Source organism: Ferruginibacter sp. HRS2-29 (assembly GCF_024343615.1).
Lineage (GTDB): Bacteria > Bacteroidota > Bacteroidia > Chitinophagales > Chitinophagaceae > Ferruginibacter.
This window is the reverse complement of record NZ_RJUB01000156.1, coordinates 94596-116161: the sequence shown is the minus strand read 5'-3', so window position 1 is coordinate 116161 and position 21566 is coordinate 94596. Positions and strand designations below refer to the sequence as shown.

At 45.0% G+C, this 21566-nt stretch carries 21 protein-coding genes; 14 read left to right on the top strand and 7 right to left on the bottom strand.

Going from position 1 to position 21566, the window contains the following annotated elements; translation table 11 throughout:
- Positions 1-208 precede the first annotated feature (208 nt).
- Complete coding sequence (locus tag EGI32_RS18245) at positions 209-2161, bottom strand: M1 family aminopeptidase (RefSeq protein WP_255156909.1); 1953 nt, start codon at positions 2159-2161, stop codon at positions 209-211.
- Between the two features lie 141 nt (positions 2162-2302).
- On the opposite strand from EGI32_RS18245, the gene EGI32_RS18240 reads away from it, so the two are divergent.
- From EGI32_RS18240 to EGI32_RS18210, 7 genes are all read left to right on the top strand, one after another.
- Positions 2303-3151: a lytic transglycosylase domain-containing protein gene (locus EGI32_RS18240; protein ID WP_255156907.1), complete on the top strand. Its 849-nt coding sequence runs from the start codon at positions 2303-2305 to the stop codon at positions 3149-3151.
- Positions 3152-3229: 78 nt separating this feature from the next.
- Positions 3230-3565, top strand: a complete 336-nt coding sequence (gene lepB / locus EGI32_RS18235) for a signal peptidase I (protein ID WP_255156905.1) — start codon at positions 3230-3232, stop codon at positions 3563-3565.
- A 133-nt stretch (positions 3566-3698) separates the two neighbouring features.
- Positions 3699-4727: a radical SAM/SPASM domain-containing protein gene (locus EGI32_RS18230; RefSeq protein WP_255156903.1), complete on the top strand. Its 1029-nt coding sequence runs from the start codon at positions 3699-3701 to the stop codon at positions 4725-4727.
- Positions 4728-4765: 38 nt separating this feature from the next.
- The gene (locus tag EGI32_RS18225) at positions 4766-5845 is read left to right on the top strand and encodes an AI-2E family transporter (protein WP_255156901.1); all 1080 of its coding nucleotides are present in this window, start codon (positions 4766-4768) and stop codon (positions 5843-5845) included.
- Between the two features lie 205 nt (positions 5846-6050).
- Positions 6051-6404, top strand: coding sequence for a nuclear transport factor 2 family protein (locus tag EGI32_RS18220; RefSeq protein ID WP_255156899.1), 354 nt, complete (start codon positions 6051-6053; stop codon positions 6402-6404).
- A gap of 229 nt (positions 6405-6633) precedes the next feature.
- Positions 6634-7086, top strand: a complete 453-nt coding sequence (locus EGI32_RS18215) for a MarR family winged helix-turn-helix transcriptional regulator (protein ID WP_255156891.1) — start codon at positions 6634-6636, stop codon at positions 7084-7086.
- 8 nt (positions 7087-7094) lie between these two features.
- Complete coding sequence (locus EGI32_RS18210; RefSeq protein WP_255156882.1) at positions 7095-8288, top strand: glycoside hydrolase family 10 protein; 1194 nt, start codon at positions 7095-7097, stop codon at positions 8286-8288.
- Between the two features lie 108 nt (positions 8289-8396).
- Here the strand turns inward: EGI32_RS18210 and EGI32_RS18205 are convergent, their stop codons facing one another.
- Positions 8397-8678 (bottom strand): hypothetical protein, encoded by a 282-nt coding sequence (locus EGI32_RS18205; protein ID WP_255156871.1) that lies wholly within the window; start codon positions 8676-8678, stop codon positions 8397-8399.
- Positions 8679-8818: 140 nt separating this feature from the next.
- Between EGI32_RS18205 and rpoN the strand changes: the two genes are divergently transcribed.
- Together rpoN and EGI32_RS18195 are read left to right on the top strand one after the other, a co-directional pair.
- On the top strand, positions 8819-10300 hold the full coding sequence (gene rpoN / locus EGI32_RS18200) for an RNA polymerase factor sigma-54 (RefSeq protein WP_255156869.1): 1482 nt from the start codon (positions 8819-8821) through the stop codon (positions 10298-10300).
- A 10-nt stretch (positions 10301-10310) separates the two neighbouring features.
- Complete coding sequence (locus EGI32_RS18195) at positions 10311-10973, top strand: hypothetical protein (RefSeq protein ID WP_255156867.1); 663 nt, start codon at positions 10311-10313, stop codon at positions 10971-10973.
- 618 nt (positions 10974-11591) lie between these two features.
- On the opposite strand, the gene EGI32_RS18190 is transcribed toward EGI32_RS18195, so the two are convergent.
- Complete coding sequence (locus EGI32_RS18190; RefSeq protein ID WP_255156865.1) at positions 11592-12830, bottom strand: TCR/Tet family MFS transporter; 1239 nt, start codon at positions 12828-12830, stop codon at positions 11592-11594.
- 148 nt (positions 12831-12978) lie between these two features.
- Positions 12979-13335: a cupredoxin domain-containing protein gene (locus EGI32_RS18185; protein ID WP_255156863.1), complete on the bottom strand. Its 357-nt coding sequence runs from the start codon at positions 13333-13335 to the stop codon at positions 12979-12981.
- Between the two features lie 256 nt (positions 13336-13591).
- Here EGI32_RS18185 and EGI32_RS18180 point away from each other — a divergent pair, with 256 nt between their 5' ends.
- Positions 13592-15934: an ATP-dependent helicase gene (locus tag EGI32_RS18180; protein WP_255156861.1), complete on the top strand. Its 2343-nt coding sequence runs from the start codon at positions 13592-13594 to the stop codon at positions 15932-15934.
- A gap of 162 nt (positions 15935-16096) precedes the next feature.
- Here EGI32_RS18180 and EGI32_RS18175 read toward each other — a convergent pair whose 3' ends face one another.
- Positions 16097-16927, bottom strand: a complete 831-nt coding sequence (locus tag EGI32_RS18175) for a hypothetical protein (RefSeq protein WP_255156859.1) — start codon at positions 16925-16927, stop codon at positions 16097-16099.
- Positions 16928-17136: 209 nt separating this feature from the next.
- On the opposite strand from EGI32_RS18175, the gene EGI32_RS18170 reads away from it, so the two are divergent.
- The 4 genes from EGI32_RS18170 to EGI32_RS18155 all read left to right on the top strand — a co-directional run bounded on the left by EGI32_RS18170 (position 17137) and on the right by EGI32_RS18155 (position 19464).
- Positions 17137-17736, top strand: coding sequence for a NifU family protein (locus EGI32_RS18170; protein ID WP_255156857.1), 600 nt, complete (start codon positions 17137-17139; stop codon positions 17734-17736).
- A 157-nt stretch (positions 17737-17893) separates the two neighbouring features.
- Positions 17894-18175, top strand: a complete 282-nt coding sequence (locus tag EGI32_RS18165; RefSeq protein WP_255156855.1) for a hypothetical protein — start codon at positions 17894-17896, stop codon at positions 18173-18175.
- A gap of 139 nt (positions 18176-18314) precedes the next feature.
- Positions 18315-18944, top strand: a complete 630-nt coding sequence (gene pnuC, locus EGI32_RS18160; protein WP_255156854.1) for a nicotinamide riboside transporter PnuC — start codon at positions 18315-18317, stop codon at positions 18942-18944.
- Positions 18934-19464, top strand: a complete 531-nt coding sequence (locus EGI32_RS18155; protein ID WP_255156852.1) for an AAA family ATPase — start codon at positions 18934-18936, stop codon at positions 19462-19464. The genes pnuC and EGI32_RS18155 overlap by 11 nt, the downstream gene beginning before the upstream one ends.
- A gap of 2 nt (positions 19465-19466) precedes the next feature.
- On the opposite strand, the gene mtgA is transcribed toward EGI32_RS18155, so the two are convergent.
- Positions 19467-20366 carry a monofunctional biosynthetic peptidoglycan transglycosylase gene (gene mtgA, locus EGI32_RS18150; protein ID WP_255156850.1) on the bottom strand — a complete coding sequence of 300 codons (900 nt, stop codon included), beginning with the start codon at positions 20364-20366 and terminating at the stop codon, positions 19467-19469.
- Positions 20367-20509: 143 nt separating this feature from the next.
- The gene (locus tag EGI32_RS18145) at positions 20510-21565 is read right to left on the bottom strand and encodes a cytochrome-c peroxidase (protein WP_255156849.1); all 1056 of its coding nucleotides are present in this window, start codon (positions 21563-21565) and stop codon (positions 20510-20512) included.
- Between the last annotated feature and the right edge of the window lies 1 nt (position 21566).

Sequence of the window (21566 nt, the reverse complement as noted above, 5' to 3'; positions counted from 1 at the left end):
CTTCCCTTCGCACAAACTATCAATGTTTGCAGAGCGGCCTCAGCCGGTGGGGTTTCGCCGAAGGGCGAAATTTGTCTTTAACCGCGAAGCGCTGTTAAAGACAAAACCAGCGGGTGCAGCCGCAACGCAAACAATCGCCCCAACGGGCGTGAAGTATTACAAGATTTAAACCTAATTGATCATCGAAGAATTTAATATAGCTCGGTAATTATTTCACCAACTGCTGTGTAAACACCTCTTTGCCCGTTATTACTTTCACCACATACACCCCCTTCGCCCAGGTAGCCGTACCGATGTTTACCAGTTCGCTGCCATTGTTGAGCATTATATTTTTTTGGTAAACCAGCTGGCCGTTGGAAGCGTAGATATGAATGGTGGAAGAGGCTGCATTAAAATCGTGGAGGTATATCTTGAATGGGTTGACGATGGGATTGGGATATATTTCCACCACACCTTTGCCGGTATTGGAAGGAACCACTTTTTGCGTGCTGTTGTTTTTGCTGATGAGCCAGTATTCCGGGTCTACAAGCACGGTATCTGCCACAAAGCCGATATCCTCCACAAACACCTGCCCGTTGTTTACATTGTTGACCACGATCGTTTTTTCGCGGGTTGCATTTTTAAATTTCAGCGGAACAGGCATTTCAAAAAAACTGACCGACGAATGCGAAGTCGTTTGCCCCAGTTTTACCTGCACAGCAGTGCTGCCTACCTGGCTCCATTGCACATGGTACGATGGATAACCTTGTCCGCTGTACCATTGGTCGAAAAACTTTGTGAGGTTTTGTCCGCTTGCTTCTTCCAGGTTCCTTTTCAGGTCGCTGGTGCGGGCATAGCCGTAAATGATTGCCGGGTCATCCTGGTAATGCCTGATGGCTTTGAAAAAAAGTGAGTCGCCGAATTTAAAACGCAGCATATTTACCAGGTACGCACCTTTATTGTACGACAGCCTGTTGCTGAAAATGCTGTTGAGGTTGGTTGTATCATCCACTTTTACCGAACCGCCGGGCTGGCTGGTGATATCGGCCAATACCATTCCCTTGAAATCGTGGATGTTGGCCGGGTACGTTTTTTCGTAATAATACATGGCGAGATAAGTGGCAAAACCTTCATTCAGCCAGATATCTTCCCAGCTATTGGTGGTGATCTTATCGCCAAACCACTGGTGGCCGAGCTCATGGGCCATCAGGTTTTCGTCCGGCGTTACAATGAACGTAGAAGTCTGGTGTTCCATTCCGCCACCCCAGCCAAATTGCACATGCCCGTACTTTTCTTTGATAAATGGATAATCACCGAAAGCAGCGTGAAACAATTTCATCGCGTTGAGTACCCTGGGTGTATTTTGCTGGAACAGCACCAGGTTTTCGGGATAACAATAAGTCTGCATTGGCAACAACGTACTACCGATCTGCACCGTGTTGTTGAACACCGAATAATTGGTCACAGCAAAACATACGAGGTAACCCGCAATCGGGTAGCGGTGTTTCCAATGAGTGATCGTTTTTCCGCCGGCGATGGGCGTTTCCGATTGAAGCATACCGTTGCTGGCGGCTTTGTAAATGGAAGGGTGCGTAATGTAAACATCCAGCGAATCTGCTTTATCGCCCAGGTTGGTCTTGCACGGCCACCAGTCTTTTGAACCGTAAGGCTCACTGAGCGACCAGGCCACCGGTGTGCCGGAATGATTGTCTTGTATGAAGGAACCGAAGCCCGTATTCAACGGAACGCCGTTGTAGGCGATGGTGACCGAATCGAGTGTGTTGGCGGCGATCGGCTGTGCAAAATTGAGCTTGATGCTATTGCCGGTACGTTCGAATGCTACCGTGTTGTTGCGCTGTTTTACGCTATCTGTGGTAAGCGTATTGGCCATATCGAGCGTGATGGTGGTGGTAGGTTCGCTCACTTTAAAATAGATGGTGACATTGCCCCTGATAAAACGAACGGACGGGTCGATCTCCCAGTAACAGCGGTAATATTTTACATCAAAATTATCGGAAGCCTGGCTTCCCTGGCCGCCACGGGCTCCTATGAATTGCTGCTGTGCCGTGCGCTCATGCAGGGAGATCTCTTTCTGCTTATTGTAATCTATTTGGGCATAAGCTGCTGTGTTGCAGAAAAGTAGAAAGATCAGGAAGAAACGCATCAGGATATTTTTTAACATAAAACTACGATTAAATGCCAAATCTCTGTTAACCGCCTATAGTTTGGCAATACATTACCAATATCTGCGTTAAAGGACAGTATTTTTGGTTGAAACGCTGTAACAGCAGTATTATTTCATCATCCCAATTAATAATATCGTTTGAAAAACACTTTCCTCAAGGCTATTGCCAGCGCATTTTTTTGCAGCTTCATGATCCAGTCTTTTGCTTACGCAAATAACGATGACACTACCCGCAACAAAAAGCCTTTACTGGCATCTGTAAAAGAAAAAAGCAGGCTGGTAGTTTTAAAAGAAGCAAATGTGGAGTACCCCGGGATCTTATCCGGAGCCAAAGACGAGTCGCTGGATTATGTAGAAAAATTCTCCACAAACAGGAAAGATTACCTGATCCGGACTTTCAACCGCGGCAAAAAGTTTTTTCCGAAAGCCGAAGCCATCCTCAAAAAATATAATATCCCGTCGGAGTTTGCCGTATTGCTGGCGCTTGAAAGCGGGTTCAATGGTAATGTTGTTTCCCGGGCCGGAGCTGTTGGTTACTGGCAGATCATGGATGAAGTGGCGAAGGAATATGGATTGCGCATAGCGCAAAAAGAAGAAGCGGTTTCAAAGGATAAAAAGAAAAAAGCTGCCAGAACGAATGCCGTAGCGAAAGCGAAAAAGCAGGTGGATGACCGTAAAGACTTTGTAAAATCTACGTATGCTGCCGCAAAATATCTCCGCGACCGCCACCGCAACCTCAATGGCGACTGGTTGCTCATCACCGCCAGCTACAACTGTGGCGTGGGCAATGTGTGGAACGCGATGGAGCGCAGCGGCAAGGCTAACCCTACTTTCTGGGATATCAAAAATTACCTTCCGGCCGAAACAAGGGCCTATGTGATGAACTTCATCGCCCTTAATGTGATCTTCAACAACTATGAAAAATTTGCCGCAAATGATCTTTGTTTCAAAGATGTGGTGGCGAAAAGGGAAGATCTGCAGGATTAATGTGAATGGATAATGGATAATTTAATAATGGATAATGCTTCGGGCCTTAATCTCTATCACATATACACTGTGCCGGATATGAAAACCGTACAGGGCATTTATGATTCCACTGATGAGGTTGATAACGTTTTTGTCAGCGATAAAGATATCAAGGTGAACCTTACCACGGAAATGCTCAAAAAATTAAAAGACCCTAACGAAGCGACTTTATACTTAACAGGTTTTGACAGCTCGGAATACGCAGCTTTCATGTGGCTGGATAAAAATCCGGGCAAATGGACAGCTGATAATTTTGACCCGCTTACAATTCCGCCCGGCGCGGGTTTCGTACTCGGGGACAATCGTCACAATTCCCTCGATTCCAGGTACTGGGGCTTTATCAGGTTATCGGATATCAAAGGCGTCAAATTATAGTAACGGATAACGGGTCAATGGGCAACAATTATCCATTATCCATTGACCCGTTATCCATTACCCCTTACCCATTGTTTACAATTTTCCCGTCTTCGACAAGCAGCTCCTCCCAAACATCCCTACATTTGTACCAATGCCGGATTTCAATTTAAACGATACACTCAACCTCGCCAGCAAGCTGACACCTGCCCGCCTTTGGAACGGGATAAAAGTGATGGCCAGCTTTTACGCCAGCAGGTTGCTGAAAAAGCCCATCCAATGGGGCTATCCCGTATCTATTTCCTTTGAACCTACCACCAGCTGCAACCTCCGTTGCCCCGAATGCCCCAGCGGCTTACGGGCTTTTACAAGGCCTACAGGTATGCTCAAGAAAGATTTCTTTTCGGCTACGATCGACGATATTCATAAAGAACTGCTTTATCTCATCTTTTATTTCCAGGGTGAACCTTACCTGAATACCGATTTCCTGGAAATGGTTAAATATGCTTCTTCCAAAGGTATTTACACTGCCACTTCCACCAATGCGCATTACCTCACCGATGAAGCCGCAAAAAAAACGGTGGAAAGCGGGCTCGACCGCCTGATCATTTCGATCGATGGCACTACCAACGATGTTTACCGCTCCTATCGCGTTGGCGGTAATCTTGATAAAGTGATAGAAGGTGCCAGAAACATTGTGAAATGGAAAAAAGAACTCAACAGCAAAACACCGTTTGTCTTTTTCCAGTTCCTGGTAGTGAAACCCAATGAACACCAGATAGAAGATATCAAAAGGCTGGCGAAAGAGATCGGTGTAGACCAGGTGCGTTTTAAAACGGCACAGGTATACGATTACGAAACCGATCCTAACCAGCTGATCCCCGAAAACCAGAAATTCAGCCGCTACAAAAAAAACGCGGATGGTACCTACACTGCCAAAAACAGGCTGGCCAACCGTTGCTGGAAATTGCAGCATGCCAATGTGATTACCTGGGATGGACTGGTGGTACCTTGTTGTTTCGACAAGGACGCGATGCACCGGCTCGGAAACCTCAAGAACGAATCTTTCAAGGAAATTTGGCACAATTCTAACTATAAACAGTTCAGGACTGAGCTTATGCAGAGCCGAAAAAACATCGACATCTGCGCCAACTGCAGCGAAGGTGCTTCGGTGTGGAAGTAAAGTCCCGCCTTTTCCCTTTTTACAGCAAATAGCTCTACATGACGCAACAAATTTTCAATGACAGGATCAGGCAGATCGTGCTGCTGACCTTTATTATTTTACTTGGCTGGGTATTGCTCACCAAAATGACCTCTTTTCTGCCAGGGTTACTCGGCGGCATCACCCTTTACATCCTGAGCCGTACCTGGTTTTTCAAACTGATCTTTAAAAGAAAATGGAAAAAAGGCTGGACAGCTTTTCTTTTCATGATGATGTATATCGTCATCATAGCCATACCCATTTATTTTGCCGTAACCATGATCTCGCCAAAAGTGAGCGCCCTGATCAACAACCAGGAGCAGATCATGACCAACCTGCAGACATTTTCGGAAAAAGTGAAAGCTGCTACCGGCATACAGATCTTATCGGAAGAAAATACCAAGAACCTTTCGCAAAAGATAGCTTCCTTCATTCCTTCGGTGATCAACAGTACCGCCAATATACTCACCAACCTCATCATGATGTTCTTCCTTTTTTATTACCTCCTCGTAAGCGGCAGGGATGTGGAAAAAAAGATGGGGCAGCTGATCCCGCTGAAGCCAAACAATATCAATACGCTGGCCAGCGAATCGCGGATGATGATCAAGGCAAACGCACTGGGCATACCCGTGATATGCATCATACAAGGGCTTACAGCGGCGTTGGGTTACTTCATATTTGGTGTAAAAGACTGGGGCATGTGGGGTTTTGTAACGGGTGTATTCGCCTTTTTCCCCATCGTGGGTACCATGATCGTATGGGTACCGCTGGTGATCGTAATGTTCTCCACTCAACAGACCGGGCCAGCTATCGGGCTTACCATCTACAGTGTGGTGGTTACCGGCAACGTGGATTACCTGTCGAGGATCACCCTGCTGAAAAGGATGGGCAATGTACATCCGATGATCACCGTATTGGGAGTGATCGTGGGGCTCAACCTGTTCGGTTTTATTGGGCTTATATTCGGCCCCTTGCTGGTGAGTTATTTCCTGATACTCGTTAAAATATACATCAACGAATTTTCCGCCAGCGGCGAAGTGATAACAGATATGAAAACGAATGAAGAAGAGGAAACAATGGAGAAAAAGAAATCTTCTTAAACTATTAAAACGGCCATTCCCGGGAGAAAAGCAATCCCATCTGATATCTGACGGGCCTGCTTCGTTCCTGGCAATGGCCGCCCTCTATGATGCTGACAATTTCTATTCTGGTATAATTCGTTAAAATTCGTGTAATAAAAAGTTTATTGGCGATATTCAATGTTTAAACACCAAATTTGTGTCTTCAATTTAAAAACACACAATCATGTTAGACTTAAGAACATTAGTAGACGAACTTAACCAGATGATCCTGGAAGGAAAAATACTGGAAGCATTTGAAAAATTTTATGATGAGAACGTGGTGATGCAGGATAATGATTACCCGGCCCGTGAAGGTAAAGATGTAAGCCGCCAGTTTGAAGAAGCCTTTGTAAACGGCCTTACCGAATTCCGCGGTGCAAAAGTTGTAAATACGATCATCAGCGATGGCATTGCCGTAGTAGAATGGTGGTTTGATTACACCCACAAAGATTACGGTGTACGCAATTACACACAGGTATCGGTACAGCGCTGGAAAAATGGCAAGATTGTAGAAGAGAAATTTTACTACAATAATTAATTTTATGCTGATGCTATGTTTCGACAAGCTCAACATGACAGTACTGTCGGCCTGATATTGTCTCGATTATCAGCCTGAACTTGCCTTGACTGTCAGCCTGAACTTGCCCTGACTGTCAGCCTGAGCTTGTCGAAGGCGCTTTAAAAAAATTAATATAATTCTTGCTAAAACTGTCTGCCGCAATAAAGTTGTTGGCAGACTTTTTTTATTATTATAAATTCGCATTGTCATGGGAATAGAAAACGATATCAACCAATCAAAGTTCCGGAACGATTACCAGAAGGCGATGATCAACATGATCTATACCTACAACTGGATGAATGAGCGTATGAAGAACTTTTTCGATAAGGAAGACATTACGCCTCAGCAGTTCAATATCCTCCGTATCCTGCGTGGTGCCGGAAAACCTATCTCCACCCTGCAGATCAGGCAGAGTATGCTCGATAAGATGAGTGATACCAGCCGTATCGTAGACAGGCTGATAATAAAGGATCTTGTAAAAAAGAATACCTGCGACAGCGACAAGCGCCTGGTAGATGTAAGCATCACCGGCAAAGGCCGTAAGCTGCTCGAAAAAATGGACAAATCGGAAAGTGAAATGGAAGCCATCCTCGGCAACCTCAGTGAAGCCGATGCAAAGGCGCTCAACAAGCTCCTGGATAAAATTCGCACCAATAAATAATTAGCCTGATGAAGAGCCTCTTGCTGACAGCATGCGCTGTATTTTCCCTGTACATGAATATGAAAGCGCAAACGCCGGTCAAGCCAGAGTTCAGGGCTGCATGGGTGGCTACTGTAAGCAATATCGACTGGCCAAGTGCCCCAACCATCAACAGCGAAGTACAAAAAGCGCAGTTTATCCAGCTCCTCGAAATGCATAAAAGAAACGGCATGAATGCCCTCATTGTGCAGATCCGCCCTGCCGCCGATGCATTTTATCCTTCGCCTTACGAGCCCTGGAGCCAGTGGCTTACAGGTATCCAGGGTGTGCCACCATTTCCTTTATACGATCCTCTTGAGTTCATGATAACGGAAACGCATAAACGCGGAATGGAATTCCATGCCTGGATGAACCCTTACAGGGCCGTATTCAACATCAATGGCTCTTCCATTTCCCCCACACATATCTCCCGTATACATCCTGAGTGGTTCCTGACCTACGGGGATAAAAAATATTTCGACCCGGGAAACAAGGATGTGCAGCAATATGTAAACAACATTGTGAAAGATGTGGTGAAACGCTACCCGGTAGATGCCATCCATTTCGACGATTATTTTTATCCTTATCGTATTGCGGGAAAAGAATTTCCAGATGATGCCAAATACCGGCTCTATGGAAATGGCATGAGCAAAGACGACTGGCGCCGCAGCAATACCGATTCGATCATCGTGCTTCTCAGCCGCACCATCAAAGCTACCAACCCCAGGTGCCAGTTTGGTATCAGCCCGTTTGGTGTATGGAGAAATAACGATAAAGATCCTCACGGAAGCGCCACCAGGGCAGGGCAAACCAACTACGACGACCTTTATGCAGACATCGTACTCTGGCTCAAAAAAGGCTGGATAGATTATGTAACACCCCAGCTTTATTGGGAATTTGGCCATAAAGCTGCACCCTTCGATGTGCTGGTAGACTGGTGGGCACAGCATACCTATGGCAAAAATTGTTACATCGGGCTGGGTATTTACCGTGCCGGCAGCAATGAAGCCTGGAAAGACAAGACCCAGCTCCCCCGCCAGATACAGAAAATACGCAATACACCGAATATCAACGGGATGGTATTCTTCAGCAGTAAATCTTTTGAAAAGAACCCCAATGGCTGGAGCGACAGCCTGAGGTTGAATTATTTTGCCCAACCAGCTCCGCTTCCGGTGATGCCCTAGGCAATGAAGAATTCAAAATGAAGAATTAAGAATGGAGCGCTCAGTTAAAACGTTGTTCAGCTTTATTGAAGCAATTCAAAGTTGAAATACATTCTTAATTTTTAATTCTTAATTCTTAATTGAATTGGGTTTCCCTTCCAGATAATCCACATATTGCACCGACCCCAGCCTGAACCGGAAAGGGATTTTGGTAGCTTTCTCTATTTTCCATTCTTTTTTACAAAAAAATCCAAGATTTGTGGAATAAAAATTCGCGGGGATTACCGGAACTGTGGATAAAATAGGTTTTTGTGTAATATTTTGCAGGAGGCTATAAATTGCAGAAGCCTTATTGGCAGTGTCTTTCAGGGAAAAAGACTGGGCTTTGCTGCTATTTATAGCAAAAATCATGCAAAAAAATAAAATTTGGGTAGTTTTTGTCATTTTTAAAAGAGAATGGTTGTAAATTTACGCTTTAAATAATGAGGCGGTTTTAAATTTTCATAAAACCATCCCTGAAACATCCTTAATAAATCACCAATTTTCAGCTTATGGCATTACATCAAAGCTTACAGCAAAAACTACTGCAAAAACTTTCTCCGCAGCAGATACAGCTAATGAAATTGTTGCAGGTGCCAACCGCTATCCTGGATGAGCGTATCAAGGAAGAAATGGAGGAGAACCCGGCGCTTGAACAAGGCGAAGAAGGGCATGAGGATGAATTTGAAAATGACGAGTTTGCAGAATCCAATGACGACGATTTTGAAAAAGACGGCAGTGCCGATGATTACGATAATATCGATATCAGCGAATATGTGCATGAAGGCGACGATGATATAGGCGATTACAAGCTGAGGGACGACAATTACCCTGAACAGGACGACAACAAGACCATTCCACATAAAGTAGAAGTAAGTTTCATAGAACTGATGCTTCAGCAGGTAGGTATGCTACCGCTCAATGACCATCAGAAAAAGATCGCCGAACAGATCGTGGGCAGCCTGGATGATGATGGTTATCTCCGCCGCGAGATCTCTTCCATCATCGATGACCTGGCTTTCCGCCAGAATATCATCACGGATGAAGAAGAGATCAGCGACCTCATTTTACAGATACAGCAGTTTGACCCAGCCGGTGTAGGCGCCCGCAACCTGCAGGAATGCCTGTTGTTACAGCTGGAAAGAAAAGTGGGCGAAGAAAAATCTGTAGAGCTGGCCATCAAGGTATTGGAAAAATACTTCGACGAGTTCACAAAAAAACATTACGAAAAAATACAGCGTGCCCTCAACCTTACCGATGAAGACCTTCGTGCGATCATCAGCCAGATAGTGAAGCTGAACCCGAAACCGGGCGGCATCGTGAGCGAAAGCGGAAAAGGCGGAAACTATATCATTCCGGATTTTTTCATCGTAAACAATGTGGGCAAACTGGAGCTTACCCTTAACAGCAAGAACGCCCCCGACCTCCGTATCAGCGAAGGCTACCGCGATATGCTGAAAGACTACGACAGGGGCAATAAAAAAGACAAGCAGCAAAAAGAAGCCGTGTTGTTCATCAAGCAAAAGATAGATTCCGCAAAATGGTTCATTGATGCCATCAAACAAAGGCAGAACACTTTGCTGAATACCATGGAAGCCATCATGGATTACCAGCGCGACTTTTTCCTTACCGGCGATGAAACCGACCTGCGCCCGATGATATTAAAAGATATTGCGGAACGCACCAATCTCGATATCTCCACTGTAAGCCGTGTGGCCAACAGCAAATTTGTACAGACAGAATTTGGCACTTACCGCCTGAAGTTCTTCTTCAGCGAGAGCCTCCAGACCGACAGCGGCGAAGAAGTAAGTACACGTGAAGTAAAAAAGATCTTAACCGACCTGATTAGCGATGAAAGCAAGAAACATCCTTACAGCGATGAAAAATTGACCGAAATGCTTCAGGAAAAAGGTTATAATATTGCACGTCGTACGGTGGCTAAGTACAGGGAACAACTGAACATTCCTGTAGCACGCCTGCGAAAAATCCTGTAAACGATTTAGTATGATCAGTGCGAGGGTAGAAAACCCGGTTGACAAAAAAGTATCGCCTTTGCTGAAGTGGCCGGCCATGCTTTTATCGTATATCTTTCACCCGATATTCATACCGCTGTATGTTGTGTGGTTCCTCGTCTTCGTACACCCCTCTTTATTTTCAGGGTATAGTGCAGGGCAGAAACTGCAGACCATCTTCATCGTTATACAAAACCTCATCTTTTACCCGCTCTTTACAGTTGCGCTCCTCAGGGCAGTGAAATTCATCGACTCCGTTTTTCTTCATACCAAAAAAGACAGGATCATTCCTTATATGGCCTGTGGAATTTTCTTTTTCTGGGGATATACCGTTTTCAAATCACTCGATTACCCGCCGCTTGTACCCGCATTCGTGCTGGGGATATTTCTGGCTTCCAGCGGGGCCTTACTTGCCAATATCTATTACAAGGTAAGCATGCACGCCATCGGCATGGGTGGATTAGTCGGCATCTTTCTCGTGGTGGCAAATACCAACTCCATGCTCATGACATGGCCACTGAGCATCGCTTTCCTGGTGGCAGGGCTGGTATGTACGGCAAGGTTCATCGTGAGCGATCATACGCAAAAGGATATTTATACCGGTTTGTTGATCGGGCTGGTAGCGCAATTTGTTGCAGCCTATGTAGTGATGTAGTCAATAGTGAATAGGCAATAGTGAAACCTTCGTTGCTTATTTCTAATAGGAAAGTGTTTTTATTCCGATCCTATTTTCGTAATCTTCGCTAATTCGTGTAATCCGTATAATTCGTGCAATTCGTGACTTCATAAAAAGTAAGAAGCCCCGTCCAATATCGGGGCTTCTAGTTGTCCTGTAGTGCCTAACAAAAAAACGTTAGTATTTTATATAATCTTCCCGGGCCGCTTTTTTCAGCCGCAGTAGTTATGTTCATTCAAAGTTCAAGATGGAAATTATTTGCTGTAAGAGTTTCAGAGGTTAGCAATAAGTTTCTGGTCTTGATATGTTGTTCTCATTAAATTCTGATGTATGAATTACAATGATGTATATTAAGCGTTTATGACAGGATTTTATTGTGTAAAATTTTAATTACTACAGCATTTATTTTATTGTCTAAAGGGTTGTAGTAAAATTTCTACGGATGTAAATGCTTCATAAGAAGGCTGCTTTGATAAACAAATTATCATCCTGAGCTTGCCGAAGATAGTTTTTTTAAGGATGTCATCTGTATCAATATCTCTTCGGCAAACTCAGGCTGATAGCAATAACAGGTTCGGGATGACTGCTGCAATGATATTATTTCCCCGGGTCAAGCCTTGCAATTTTTCTTCCCGGATGCAACGCCCTGTATGCAATGATGGTACTCGCTATCATCAGTATTGCACCTAATAAAAATGCCGCTCCCGAAAAATGTACCGGTGCTTTCGGGCCGGTGTAATATGCAAATAAACCTGTCATCAGCGGCGGACCGACGATTGAGGTAAGGCTGATCAGACTTGTAAGCGCTCCCTGTAGCTCGCCTTGTTCATTAGCCGGTACATTGCCCGAAATGATGGATTGTAATGCCGGTCCGCAGATCCCACCCAGGCAATACGGCACCAGGAACACAAACATCATCCAGCTTTGATTGGCAAACGCGAATAACAATAATCCAAGGGCATAAAAGCCAAAGCCTATATAAACGCTCTTCTCATTTCCCAGCCATGGGTTTACGATCCTGATGAGCCCGCCCTGCACCGCTCCTACCAGCAGCCCAACCAGGCCGAGTGAATAACCGATCATCTTTTCGCTCCAGTTGAATTTTTCCATTACAAAGAACCCCCAGTTTGCCTGCACCGCCTGTGAGGCAATATAAATGAGTACGAATGCGGCCACCAATCCACCCAGCCCTTTATGTTTGGATAATTGTTTCAACGATCCTATCGGGTTCGCCCGTTTCCAGCTGAATTCGCGGCGGTTGCCGGCTGGTAATGATTCGGGTAAAATGAAATACCCGTACAAAGCGTTCAACAAACTCAGGCCTGCAGCCACCATGAAAGGGATTCGGGGACCGAATGATCCCAGCAGGCCACCGATCACCGGGCCTATTACAAAGCCAACCCCGAAAGCAGCTCCCACCATCCCGAAATTCTGCGCCCTGTTTTCATCCGTACTGATGTCGGCAATGTATGCAGTAGCCGTTGTAAAACTTGCACCAGCGATCCCCGCGATGGCTCTTCCTACAAACAGCCATGCAATTGTGGGGGCAAAAGAAAGGAACACATAATCTATACCAAGGCCGATGAGCGAAAACAACAGTATCGGCCGTCGGCCGTATTTATCGCTCAGTCCACCCAATACCGGCGAAAACAGGAATTGCATTACGGCATAAGTCGGTATCAGCCATCCGCCATAACGTGCGGCTTCACTCACTCCTCCATGTATCAGTTGCTCAATGAGCTTTGGCATCACCGGAATGATAAGCGCCACGCCGGTTACATCAATCATCAGCGTGATGAAGATAAATCCGATGGCGGCTTTATTGTTCTTTTGCATGAAAGGGTTTTTAATTTTTGAGTTGACATCTCATGAGATGTCAACTCAGTGCTGCAAAATTGCGGCTATCGCGGCAGGAAACCATTGTTATTGGGAAAAATCTTTTTTGCTGCTGAGGCGGCTGGTAGTATTTCGGATCTTGTGTGGTTTACGGGGTGAGTGTAAACATTCCGCCGGCGGCCGGCTTGTTGGTGAGGTGATAGTAAAATGTGCCGGTGGTATCTTTTTTGAAAACGAAAGAAGAATTCGGCGCTATGGTGGTCGCTTTGATGGTGACACTATCGGTAGTGATGATCGATTTTGCCGTAGTGGTATTATTTACAAACGTAATAGACGAACCGCTTACAACGGTAAGTGTAACCGGTGAAAATGAACTGTCGTTCACCGCTATATAATTACTCGGCAATCCGCCCCCTTGTGCATCGTAATTGGTATGCTTTGCACAAGCAAAAAAGGTAAATGCCAGGTAGAGCGCTGCCGCGACGAAAAATAAGCGTTGTTTCATTTTGGTGTGTTGTAGAGGATACAATTTAGGAAAAAAGCCTGGAAAATGCCCGCAATGTGGAATAATAGATTCTTTGTCTTTTCCCTGACGTATGAATATAAAAGAGCTGCACATTTTCTTCCCGTTTTCCCGGCAAAAAATAGCCGGGGAGACGGGAAGAAAAATTACCCGTTGAAAAGTGCCGTTAAATGACAGCAGGCAATTTTTCTTATCACCATTCCCCCGAATATTTTCCCCCTCTTCGTACCTTTACATAATGTCAAATTATTTAGACGGGCTGAACGGCCCGCAGCGGGAAGCGGTATTGCATAAAGATGGCCCTATCATGATCATTGCAGGCGCCGGAAGTGGAAAAACCAAAGTGCTCACCACCCGTATCACACACCTGATGAGCCACCACAAAGTGGACTCTTTCAATATACTGGCGCTCACTTTTACCAATAAAGCCGCGGCCGAAATGAAGGCAAGGATCGAAAAGATCCTCGGAAATTCGGAAGCCCGCAACCTCTACGTCGGCACTTTTCACAGCGTATTTGCAAGGATACTGAGGTCGGAAGCCAACAAGATCGGTTACCCGAATAATTTCACGATCTACGATACCGATGATGCGAAAAGTGTAGTAAAAACGGTGGTCAACGAGCTGAACCTCGACGACAAACAATATAAACCCAATGTGGTGTACAACCGCATCAGCGCCGCAAAGAATGCGCTGATAGGACCGGCGGAATATGCAACGGATGGTATGCTGCAGCAGGAAGACGCCCGCGCCAACCGCCCCATGATGGCGCAGATATATGACGCTTACAGCAAAAGGTGTTTCAAAAACGGGGCGATGGATTTTGATGACCTGTTGTTCAAGTTTTACATCCTTTTAAAAAACCATCCCGAATCGCTCAGCAAATACCAGCATAAATTCAAATACATCCTGATAGATGAGTACCAGGATACCAACCCCGCCCAGTACGAGATCATCAAGCTGCTGGGAGCCATGCACGAAAACGTGTGTGTAGTGGGCGATGATGCGCAAAGTATCTATAGTTTCCGCGGCGCTACCATCGAGAACATCCTGCAGTTTCAGAAAGATTACGACGATGTGAAAGTGGTGAAGCTGGAACAGAATTACCGCAGCACAAAAAACATCCTCAGTGTTGCCAACGAAGTGATCAGCAGGAACAAGAACCAGATCGAGAAAAAATTATTTACCGATAAGGGCGACGGCGAAAAGATCAAACTGGTGCGCACCATGACCGATAATGATGAAGGTAAAATGGTGGCCGATACGATCAAGGAACAAAAGTTGCGCAATCATTTTTTCAATAAGGATTTTGCCATTCTTTACCGCACCAACGCACAGAGCCGCAGTTTTGAGGAGTCGCTTCGCCGTATGGGGATCGCTTATCGCATCTATGGCGGCATGAGTTTTTATCAACGTAAGGAAGTAAAGGATTTCATAGCTTACCTGCGGTTGATCGCCAACCCGAGGGATGAAGAAGCGTTGAAGCGTATCATCAATTATCCCGCCAGGGGAATCGGCAAAACAACGCTGGATAAAGCCGTGTTGATGGCGAATGAGAACAACCTGACCCTTTGGGAAATATTGTGCAATGCCGCTATGTACGGTTTCCGCAGTGGCACGCTCGAAAGCATCGATGGCTTTGTAACCACCATCAAAATGTTTCAGAGTGAATTACAGAAAAAAAATGCCTACGATCTTGCGATCATAGTGGGTAAAAGCACCGGCATCGTAAAAGAATTGTTCAACGACAAAACTACCGAAGGGCTTGCCCGTTACGAGAACGTACAGGAGTTGCTGAACTCTATCAAGGAATTTACCGAAACACCGATGAATGAAGAAGACGGTGAAGTAGGTGACAAAGGCCTTGGTACTTACCTGCAGCAGATCGTATTGCTGACAGACGCTGACGGCGATGATAAAGAAAATCAGGATGTGGTAAAACTGATGACCATACATGCTTCCAAAGGGCTGGAGTTTCCGGTGGTATTCGTTGGCGGACTGGAAGAAACCCTTTTCCCCAACGCGATGGCCATCAACACCCGTGAAGAACTGGAGGAAGAACGCAGGTTGTTTTACGTGGCCATCACCCGTGCGGAACGCAACCTTTATCTCAGTTTCAGCAATGCCCGCTACCGTTTCGGTCAATTGCAGCAAAACGAACCGAGCCGTTTCCTGGATGAAATCCCGGAAGACCACCTCGATCGCAGTTATGCCGGCGGACAAGCGAAGAACAATGCCAGCACCGGCTGGAGCAAAGGCAGCGCTTTTGAAAGGATGAGCAGGGGGTTTCCCGGAAGCGATACCCGCAGCGCCCCGGCTGCCGAAAAGGGCAGGCCGGCCTATGCGGTGCCTGCCATCAAGTCTACTTTAAAAGAACATGTGCCTACTGAAAATTTTGTAGCCAGTGATACCAGCAATTTACAACAGGGCCAGAAAGTAGAGCACCAGAAGTTCGGTTTTGGTGAAGTGATGAAAATGGAAGGGGCTGCTCACAACCCGATAGCCACTATTAATTTTGAACATAACGGGGAGAAGAAGATCATGTTGAATTATGCAAAGCTGAGGATAGTTAATAGTGAATAGTCAAATCTTCAAAGTTTTAAATGATATGTGAATATCTTATATCAGAAGTTATAAGTAAAAAGCAGCCCGCCTGGCTGCTTTTTTATTTCTTTCACTAAAACGTTTTGACAGATATAGAACCGTCGAATGTTTGACTATTCACTATTGACTATTCACTATTGACTATTCACCATTGACTTTCTCTACCAGCCTTTTTGAATAATTCATCACCTCTTCCGCCTGCCCGAAAACAAATTCATTATTATCCGCCAGATAAGTTTTGAAATTCCAGCTCTTATTTTTTGTCACTACTTCCATATTATCGTCTTTCAGCGTAACAAAACAATCGAGTTTTTCAGAAAGGTCTTTTGAATAGATCACTATTTCTCCTTTGGAAGCGCTGCCGGCATTGCCTTTCAATATGGTAATGGATTTCACCAGTTCTGTCTGGCTGTTGATCGCCCCCGGTTTTGCCTCACGGCGATATACGATCCATTTGCCGTAAAGGTTATCGGTGAGTACAGTTTGAGGCAATTTATATCCTGCATGTTTGATGGAATCTTTGCCAACCGTTTCGAGGTAATAAGTCTGCACCTTTTGCATGGTGCGCAAATATTCGCCGTCATCCAGCAGCATCTGGTCGTTTTCTATTTTGCGGATAATATATACATCGGCCGCCACACTCAGGTTATCTCCTTCTTCAACGGCCGCATCCCCTTTCATGTTCATGCTCATGCCTTCGCGTACTTCGGCCTTATCGTTGGAAATATGGATCATCAGCGTATCGGTGTAACTCAGCTTTTCGCTGGAGCCGAGGTTCCTGCGGGCGGCTTCCTGCCATTTTCCCTGAACCTGCGAGAGGGAGAAGATATTCTTGCCGGTTTTTACCGCATCGGGATCAGACCCTTTTGGTGTAAGTTGCTGAGGGCGTGTGCCTTTTCTCATGACCCGCTGCGCCGAAACCGTAGTAGCGAATACCGCCATGGTGAGAATGAATACTGATAATCCTTTCATAAAATGATTTGTTACTCTGCTTAATCAGTTTTTAGAAAGGATATTGGCTAAGATAATAAATAAAAATAAATCCTCATTTATTATGACGATTATGTCTTCCTTAAGGTTTCGAGATTAGAAATATCAGGTTAAAATTGTCTTACGGCGTGGATTTTGCCTTTGATTTTGCCTAACTTAATCTATTTTTGCCTATAATAAATTGAAATAAAATGATCAAGACAGGAAACCCCGTTATCAGTATATATACAGAAATGACGCCAAACCCGGAAACGATGAAGTTTGTTGCCAACAAACTCCTCTATCCTGGTAAAAGCATCGATTTTGCAGATGAAGCAAGTGCGAAACCATCTCCGCTGGCACAGGAATTGTTCACTTTTCCGTTCATCCGTTCGGTTTTTATCGCAAGCAATTTCATTACGCTTACTAAAACCAATGAAACCGACGACTGGCAGGATGTGATACCGACCATCAAGCAGTTTTTGAAAGAATACCTCGAAGATGGTAAAGCCGTGGTAAATGATGAAGAAGTAGCGATCATGAAAAGCGAGAGCAGCAATGAAGTAAGCGCTGATGATGACGACGTGGTAAAACGCATCAAGGAATTACTGGAAAATTATGTGAAACCTGCCGTTGAAATGGACGGTGGCGCCATACAATTCAAAAGCTACGAAAACGGTACGGTAAACCTTGCCATGCAGGGAAGCTGCAGCGGTTGCCCATCATCTACCATCACCCTGAAAGCCGGGATTGAAGGAATGATGAAAAGGATGATCCCTGAGGTAAAAGAAGTGGTGGCAGAAGCCGAATAGTCAATAGTGAATGGTGAATAGTCAATGGTGAATGGTGAAATCCCTGAAGTTTATGACCACCAGCGAAGTATTTTCACTCAGAAATATTTATAAAGCAGTTTCTTTCGAAGCTGCTTTTTTTGTGCCAGAAATTTTAACTTGTACTAAAAATTTCCGGATGAAATATTGTTTGGTTTCTTACATACTGCTTATTTCTGCAGCTGGCTTTGCACAACTCCCCGACAGAACTATTAATAATCTGAAAGCTGGCAGGATAAGCAACGATTCCAGCTACATTTACAATTTGCCTTTTTCTTCCGGTAGTAAATTTTTACTGATACAGGCATACAATAGCAAGATGAGCCATACGGATGAACTGTCGCTCGATTTTAAAATGAAACAAGGAAGCAAGATCCGTGCTGCCCGCGAAGGCGTGGTGGAGAGAGTGAGTAGTGAGTAGTGAATAGTCAAACCTTCGGGGGTTGCGCACTTACTTAAACGTTTTCGTGTAACCCGGGGTGTTGTTTTCCATTTAAAGACGCAAATCATTTTCCAAACTCCTTCGCGATATTCAATTATTTTCGTAGAAATATTGGCAGTTGCAAAATCTCATTCAACAATTCCTGTCGGACCTGGCGCACACCCGCTGGTTTGAATACCTGGCGGTATTTTCGGGCATCATCAGTGTATGGTACAGCCGCAAAGAAAATATCCTGGTGTATCCCACAGGGCTTGTCAATACCATCATCTACATCTACATCAGCATCAAGGGGCATTTGCTGGGTGAAGCCACGGTCAATCTGTATTACACCATCATGAGCATAATTGGCTGGAGCATGTGGGCCAAACGCAACAATCGCCAGGAAATCGTATTACATATCACTTACTCATCGCGGAAGCAATGGCTGCAGCAACTGGGATTCTTCGCCGTTTTTTATCTGGCAATATTCTTTTCACTTACCTATTTTAAAAAGAATTTTTTTGAAGGCGTAATTCCATGGGCCGACGCATTTGCAAGTGCTACCGCCTTTACAGGCATGTGGCTGATGACCAGGAAAAAAGTGGAAAGCTGGTATTGGTGGATCGCTACCAACATCGCATCCATACCATTATACTTTGTAAAACATTATGTATTCACCAGTGTCTATTATCTTGTACTGCTCATCATGGCGGTGGCCGGGTTAATAGAATGGAAAAAACGAGCCAAACAAACAATACATGGAGCCTAAAAAAATAGTGATAGTAGGGCCCGAAAGTACCGGCAAAAGCACCTTGTGCGAAATGCTGGCGGCTCATTACAAAAGCATCTGGGTACAGGAATACGCCCGTGAATACCTGCTGAAAAACGGCACTGATTATACATTTGAAGACCTTTACACCATCGCCCTGGGGCAGATAAAAAACGAGGAAGATGGGCTGGCAAAACTTGCGGGAACATCTTCGCCATTATTCATCGATACCGATATGTATGTGATGAAAGTGTGGAGCGAATTTGTATTTGATGCCTGCGACAACCGCATACTAACGGAAATAGCTAAACGCAAATACGATCTCTATCTCTTATGCAATACCGATCTTCCGTGGGTGAAAGATGAGCTCCGTGAATATCCGGACTTAGAAAACAGGCAAAAGCTTTTTCATTATTATCATGACTTACTGATAAACCAACATGTGCCGTGGGCACTGATCAGTGGGGAAAATTATGAGGGGAGGTTTGAGCAGGCGGTGAAAGCGATTGATGGGTTATAGAATTATTTTATCAATTCCGCCACATCCGGATCAGACTCCAGGTTGCTCATCTGCCGCATGATGAGCCCCGAAATATAGGCTACATTTTTACTCAGCGGTTTTACAGTATACAGTTTTGGATTACGCAGGCAGGCGGCTATCATGGCGGCTTCCTGGCGGGTGAGGTCTTTGGCGTCTTTATTGAAATATTCTTTTGCGGCAGCCTGCACCCCAAATATCCCGCGGCCCATTTCGGCTACATTGAGGTATCGCTCGAGGATCGTTTTTTTGCTCCACACTTTTTCTATGCTGAATGTAAAATAAACCTCCAGGCCTTTGCGAAAAAATCCGCCATGCTGCCAGAGAAAAACATTTTTTGCCGTCTGCTGGCTGAGCGTACTTCCTCCTTTTTGTTTTTCGGGATGGCGTTTGTTGTACTTCATCGCCTTGTTGATCGCTTTCACATCAAAGCCGTCATGATCCGGGAAAAGCTGATCTTCGGCCGCAATCACCGCCAGCTTTATATTGGGCCCCATATCCTTGTAAGAAACATAATCCCGCTTAAGCCCGTTGCCCTGCACCACATTCGTCAATTGCGTGATCGTTACCGGTGGATTAAAAATTATTCCGAGCAGCAGGTAAATAAATGAGGAGATATAACAGATAAAAAAAGTTTCCCGTAAGAAGATGCCCGCTTTTTTTACAAAAGCTATATGGCGGAGCCAGAAATAATAGATCAACCCAACTACAGTTATTCCCACACAAACCCACAACACTTTTTTCTTCAGGTTGGCCACCACAAAATCCACTTCATTGAATTTTTGAAAAAGAAACACCATGAACCAGATGGTGTGAAGGATAAAAATGACGAAGAATATTTTTTTGGTGATTTTCCAGAATGAAGCCTTTTTTATCTTGCCCATGAAATGTGGATGTATGGATACTGTAATGTTTCCGGATAAAGAAACGAATATTTACAGTAACAACAAAAAAGTTAAGAGATTAGCGATTAGGGTTTAGATCCTCTCGTGCAAGTACACTAAACCCTAATCGCTAATCTCTAAACTCATGGAAAGGGGTTGGAGAATTTCGCTTCCGTTGTAATCGTATTATCCGTAAGCGTATTTAAAAATGCCAGCATGTTCTGCACATCCTGCTGCGCCACGGTGTGGTTCGGGATCGGTGGTGGGGCTCCCGGTCCGCCGGGAGTAAGCATGGCCTGCAGGTTTTCTATTCTTCCATTATGAAACAATTTGGTTCGTGTACCAATGTTTCGCAACGACCCTGATTTGAAACGGTTTTCATTGTTGATCCCCAGGTCGGCCGCATCCAGCAACGCGAATGGCGCATTGGGCATACTGGTGATAAACATCGGTGGTGTATGGCAACTGGCGCAGGTGTTGGGTGCTGCCGCATTCAGGAATAATTGTTCGCCCTGCGCCTCCGCTGCGGTAAAAGTTGCCAGGCCTTGTTTCACCCGGTCGTATTTTGATTGATAGGTAACGATGCTACGTTCAAACTGCGACAATGCTTTCGCGATCCTTACCGAATCTATCAATGTGCTGCCAAATGCTTTTTGAAACAACGCCGGATAATAACTCAAGGCATTCACTTTCGTTTCCAGCTGGGCAAGCGTGAGATCCATTTCCACATGATTTTGTATAGGCTGTAATGCCTGTTTTTCTAAAGTAGCCGCTCTTTCATCCCAAAACATTTTTCCCCCTTTATAAAAACGCACGTTGAGTATGGCCATTGAGTTTCGTGTTGTCAGTCCGCCATCTACACCAGCGCTGAGTGCCACATTATCGTCAAATGAAAACTGCTGCTTGTGACAGCTGCCGCAACTCACTTTGTTATCCTTGCTCAATTGTTTGTCGTAAAACAGTACCCTGCCAAGTGTAGCTCCGTCGTTCGTGATCGGGTTATCCGCGGGCGTATTGTCATTGGCCGTGAGTGCCGCCTGCACATGTGCAGGATACGTTACTACATAATCAAAAACAGTGGAAGGCAGTACCGGCTTGAGTTCGGTGCCATCGGCAACCGGGGCGGTATCACTTTTGGAACAAAATTGTAGTCCGCTGACAAAAAATACAAGCGTGCTGATGATGATCAGTTTCTTCATA

Coding starts and splice junctions, on each gene's coding strand:
- EGI32_RS18185 (WP_255156863.1), bottom strand. CDS start 13,335: ATGAAACAACGCTTATTTTTCGTCGCGGCAGCGCTCTACCTGGCATTT.
- EGI32_RS18175 (WP_255156859.1), bottom strand. CDS start 16,927: ATGAAAGGATTATCAGTATTCATTCTCACCATGGCGGTATTCGCTACT.
- EGI32_RS18155 (WP_255156852.1), top strand. CDS start 18,934: ATGGAGCCTAAAAAAATAGTGATAGTAGGGCCCGAAAGTACCGGCAAA.
- rpoN (WP_255156869.1), top strand. CDS start 8,819: ATGGCATTACATCAAAGCTTACAGCAAAAACTACTGCAAAAACTTTCT.
- EGI32_RS18230 (WP_255156903.1), top strand. CDS start 3,699: ATGCCGGATTTCAATTTAAACGATACACTCAACCTCGCCAGCAAGCTG.
- EGI32_RS18205 (WP_255156871.1), bottom strand. CDS start 8,678: ATGATTTTTGCTATAAATAGCAGCAAAGCCCAGTCTTTTTCCCTGAAA.
- lepB (WP_255156905.1), top strand. CDS start 3,230: ATGAAAACCGTACAGGGCATTTATGATTCCACTGATGAGGTTGATAAC.
- EGI32_RS18165 (WP_255156855.1), top strand. CDS start 17,894: ATGAAATATTGTTTGGTTTCTTACATACTGCTTATTTCTGCAGCTGGC.
- EGI32_RS18190 (WP_255156865.1), bottom strand. CDS start 12,830: ATGCAAAAGAACAATAAAGCCGCCATCGGATTTATCTTCATCACGCTG.
- EGI32_RS18245 (WP_255156909.1), bottom strand. CDS start 2,161: ATGTTAAAAAATATCCTGATGCGTTTCTTCCTGATCTTTCTACTTTTC.
- EGI32_RS18180 (WP_255156861.1), top strand. CDS start 13,592: ATGTCAAATTATTTAGACGGGCTGAACGGCCCGCAGCGGGAAGCGGTA.
- EGI32_RS18170 (WP_255156857.1), top strand. CDS start 17,137: ATGATCAAGACAGGAAACCCCGTTATCAGTATATATACAGAAATGACG.
- EGI32_RS18215 (WP_255156891.1), top strand. CDS start 6,634: ATGGGAATAGAAAACGATATCAACCAATCAAAGTTCCGGAACGATTAC.
- EGI32_RS18210 (WP_255156882.1), top strand. CDS start 7,095: ATGAAGAGCCTCTTGCTGACAGCATGCGCTGTATTTTCCCTGTACATG.
- EGI32_RS18220 (WP_255156899.1), top strand. CDS start 6,051: ATGTTAGACTTAAGAACATTAGTAGACGAACTTAACCAGATGATCCTG.
- mtgA (WP_255156850.1), bottom strand. CDS start 20,366: ATGGGCAAGATAAAAAAGGCTTCATTCTGGAAAATCACCAAAAAAATA.
- EGI32_RS18145 (WP_255156849.1), bottom strand. CDS start 21,565: ATGAAGAAACTGATCATCATCAGCACGCTTGTATTTTTTGTCAGCGGA.
- EGI32_RS18195 (WP_255156867.1), top strand. CDS start 10,311: ATGATCAGTGCGAGGGTAGAAAACCCGGTTGACAAAAAAGTATCGCCT.
- EGI32_RS18225 (WP_255156901.1), top strand. CDS start 4,766: ATGACGCAACAAATTTTCAATGACAGGATCAGGCAGATCGTGCTGCTG.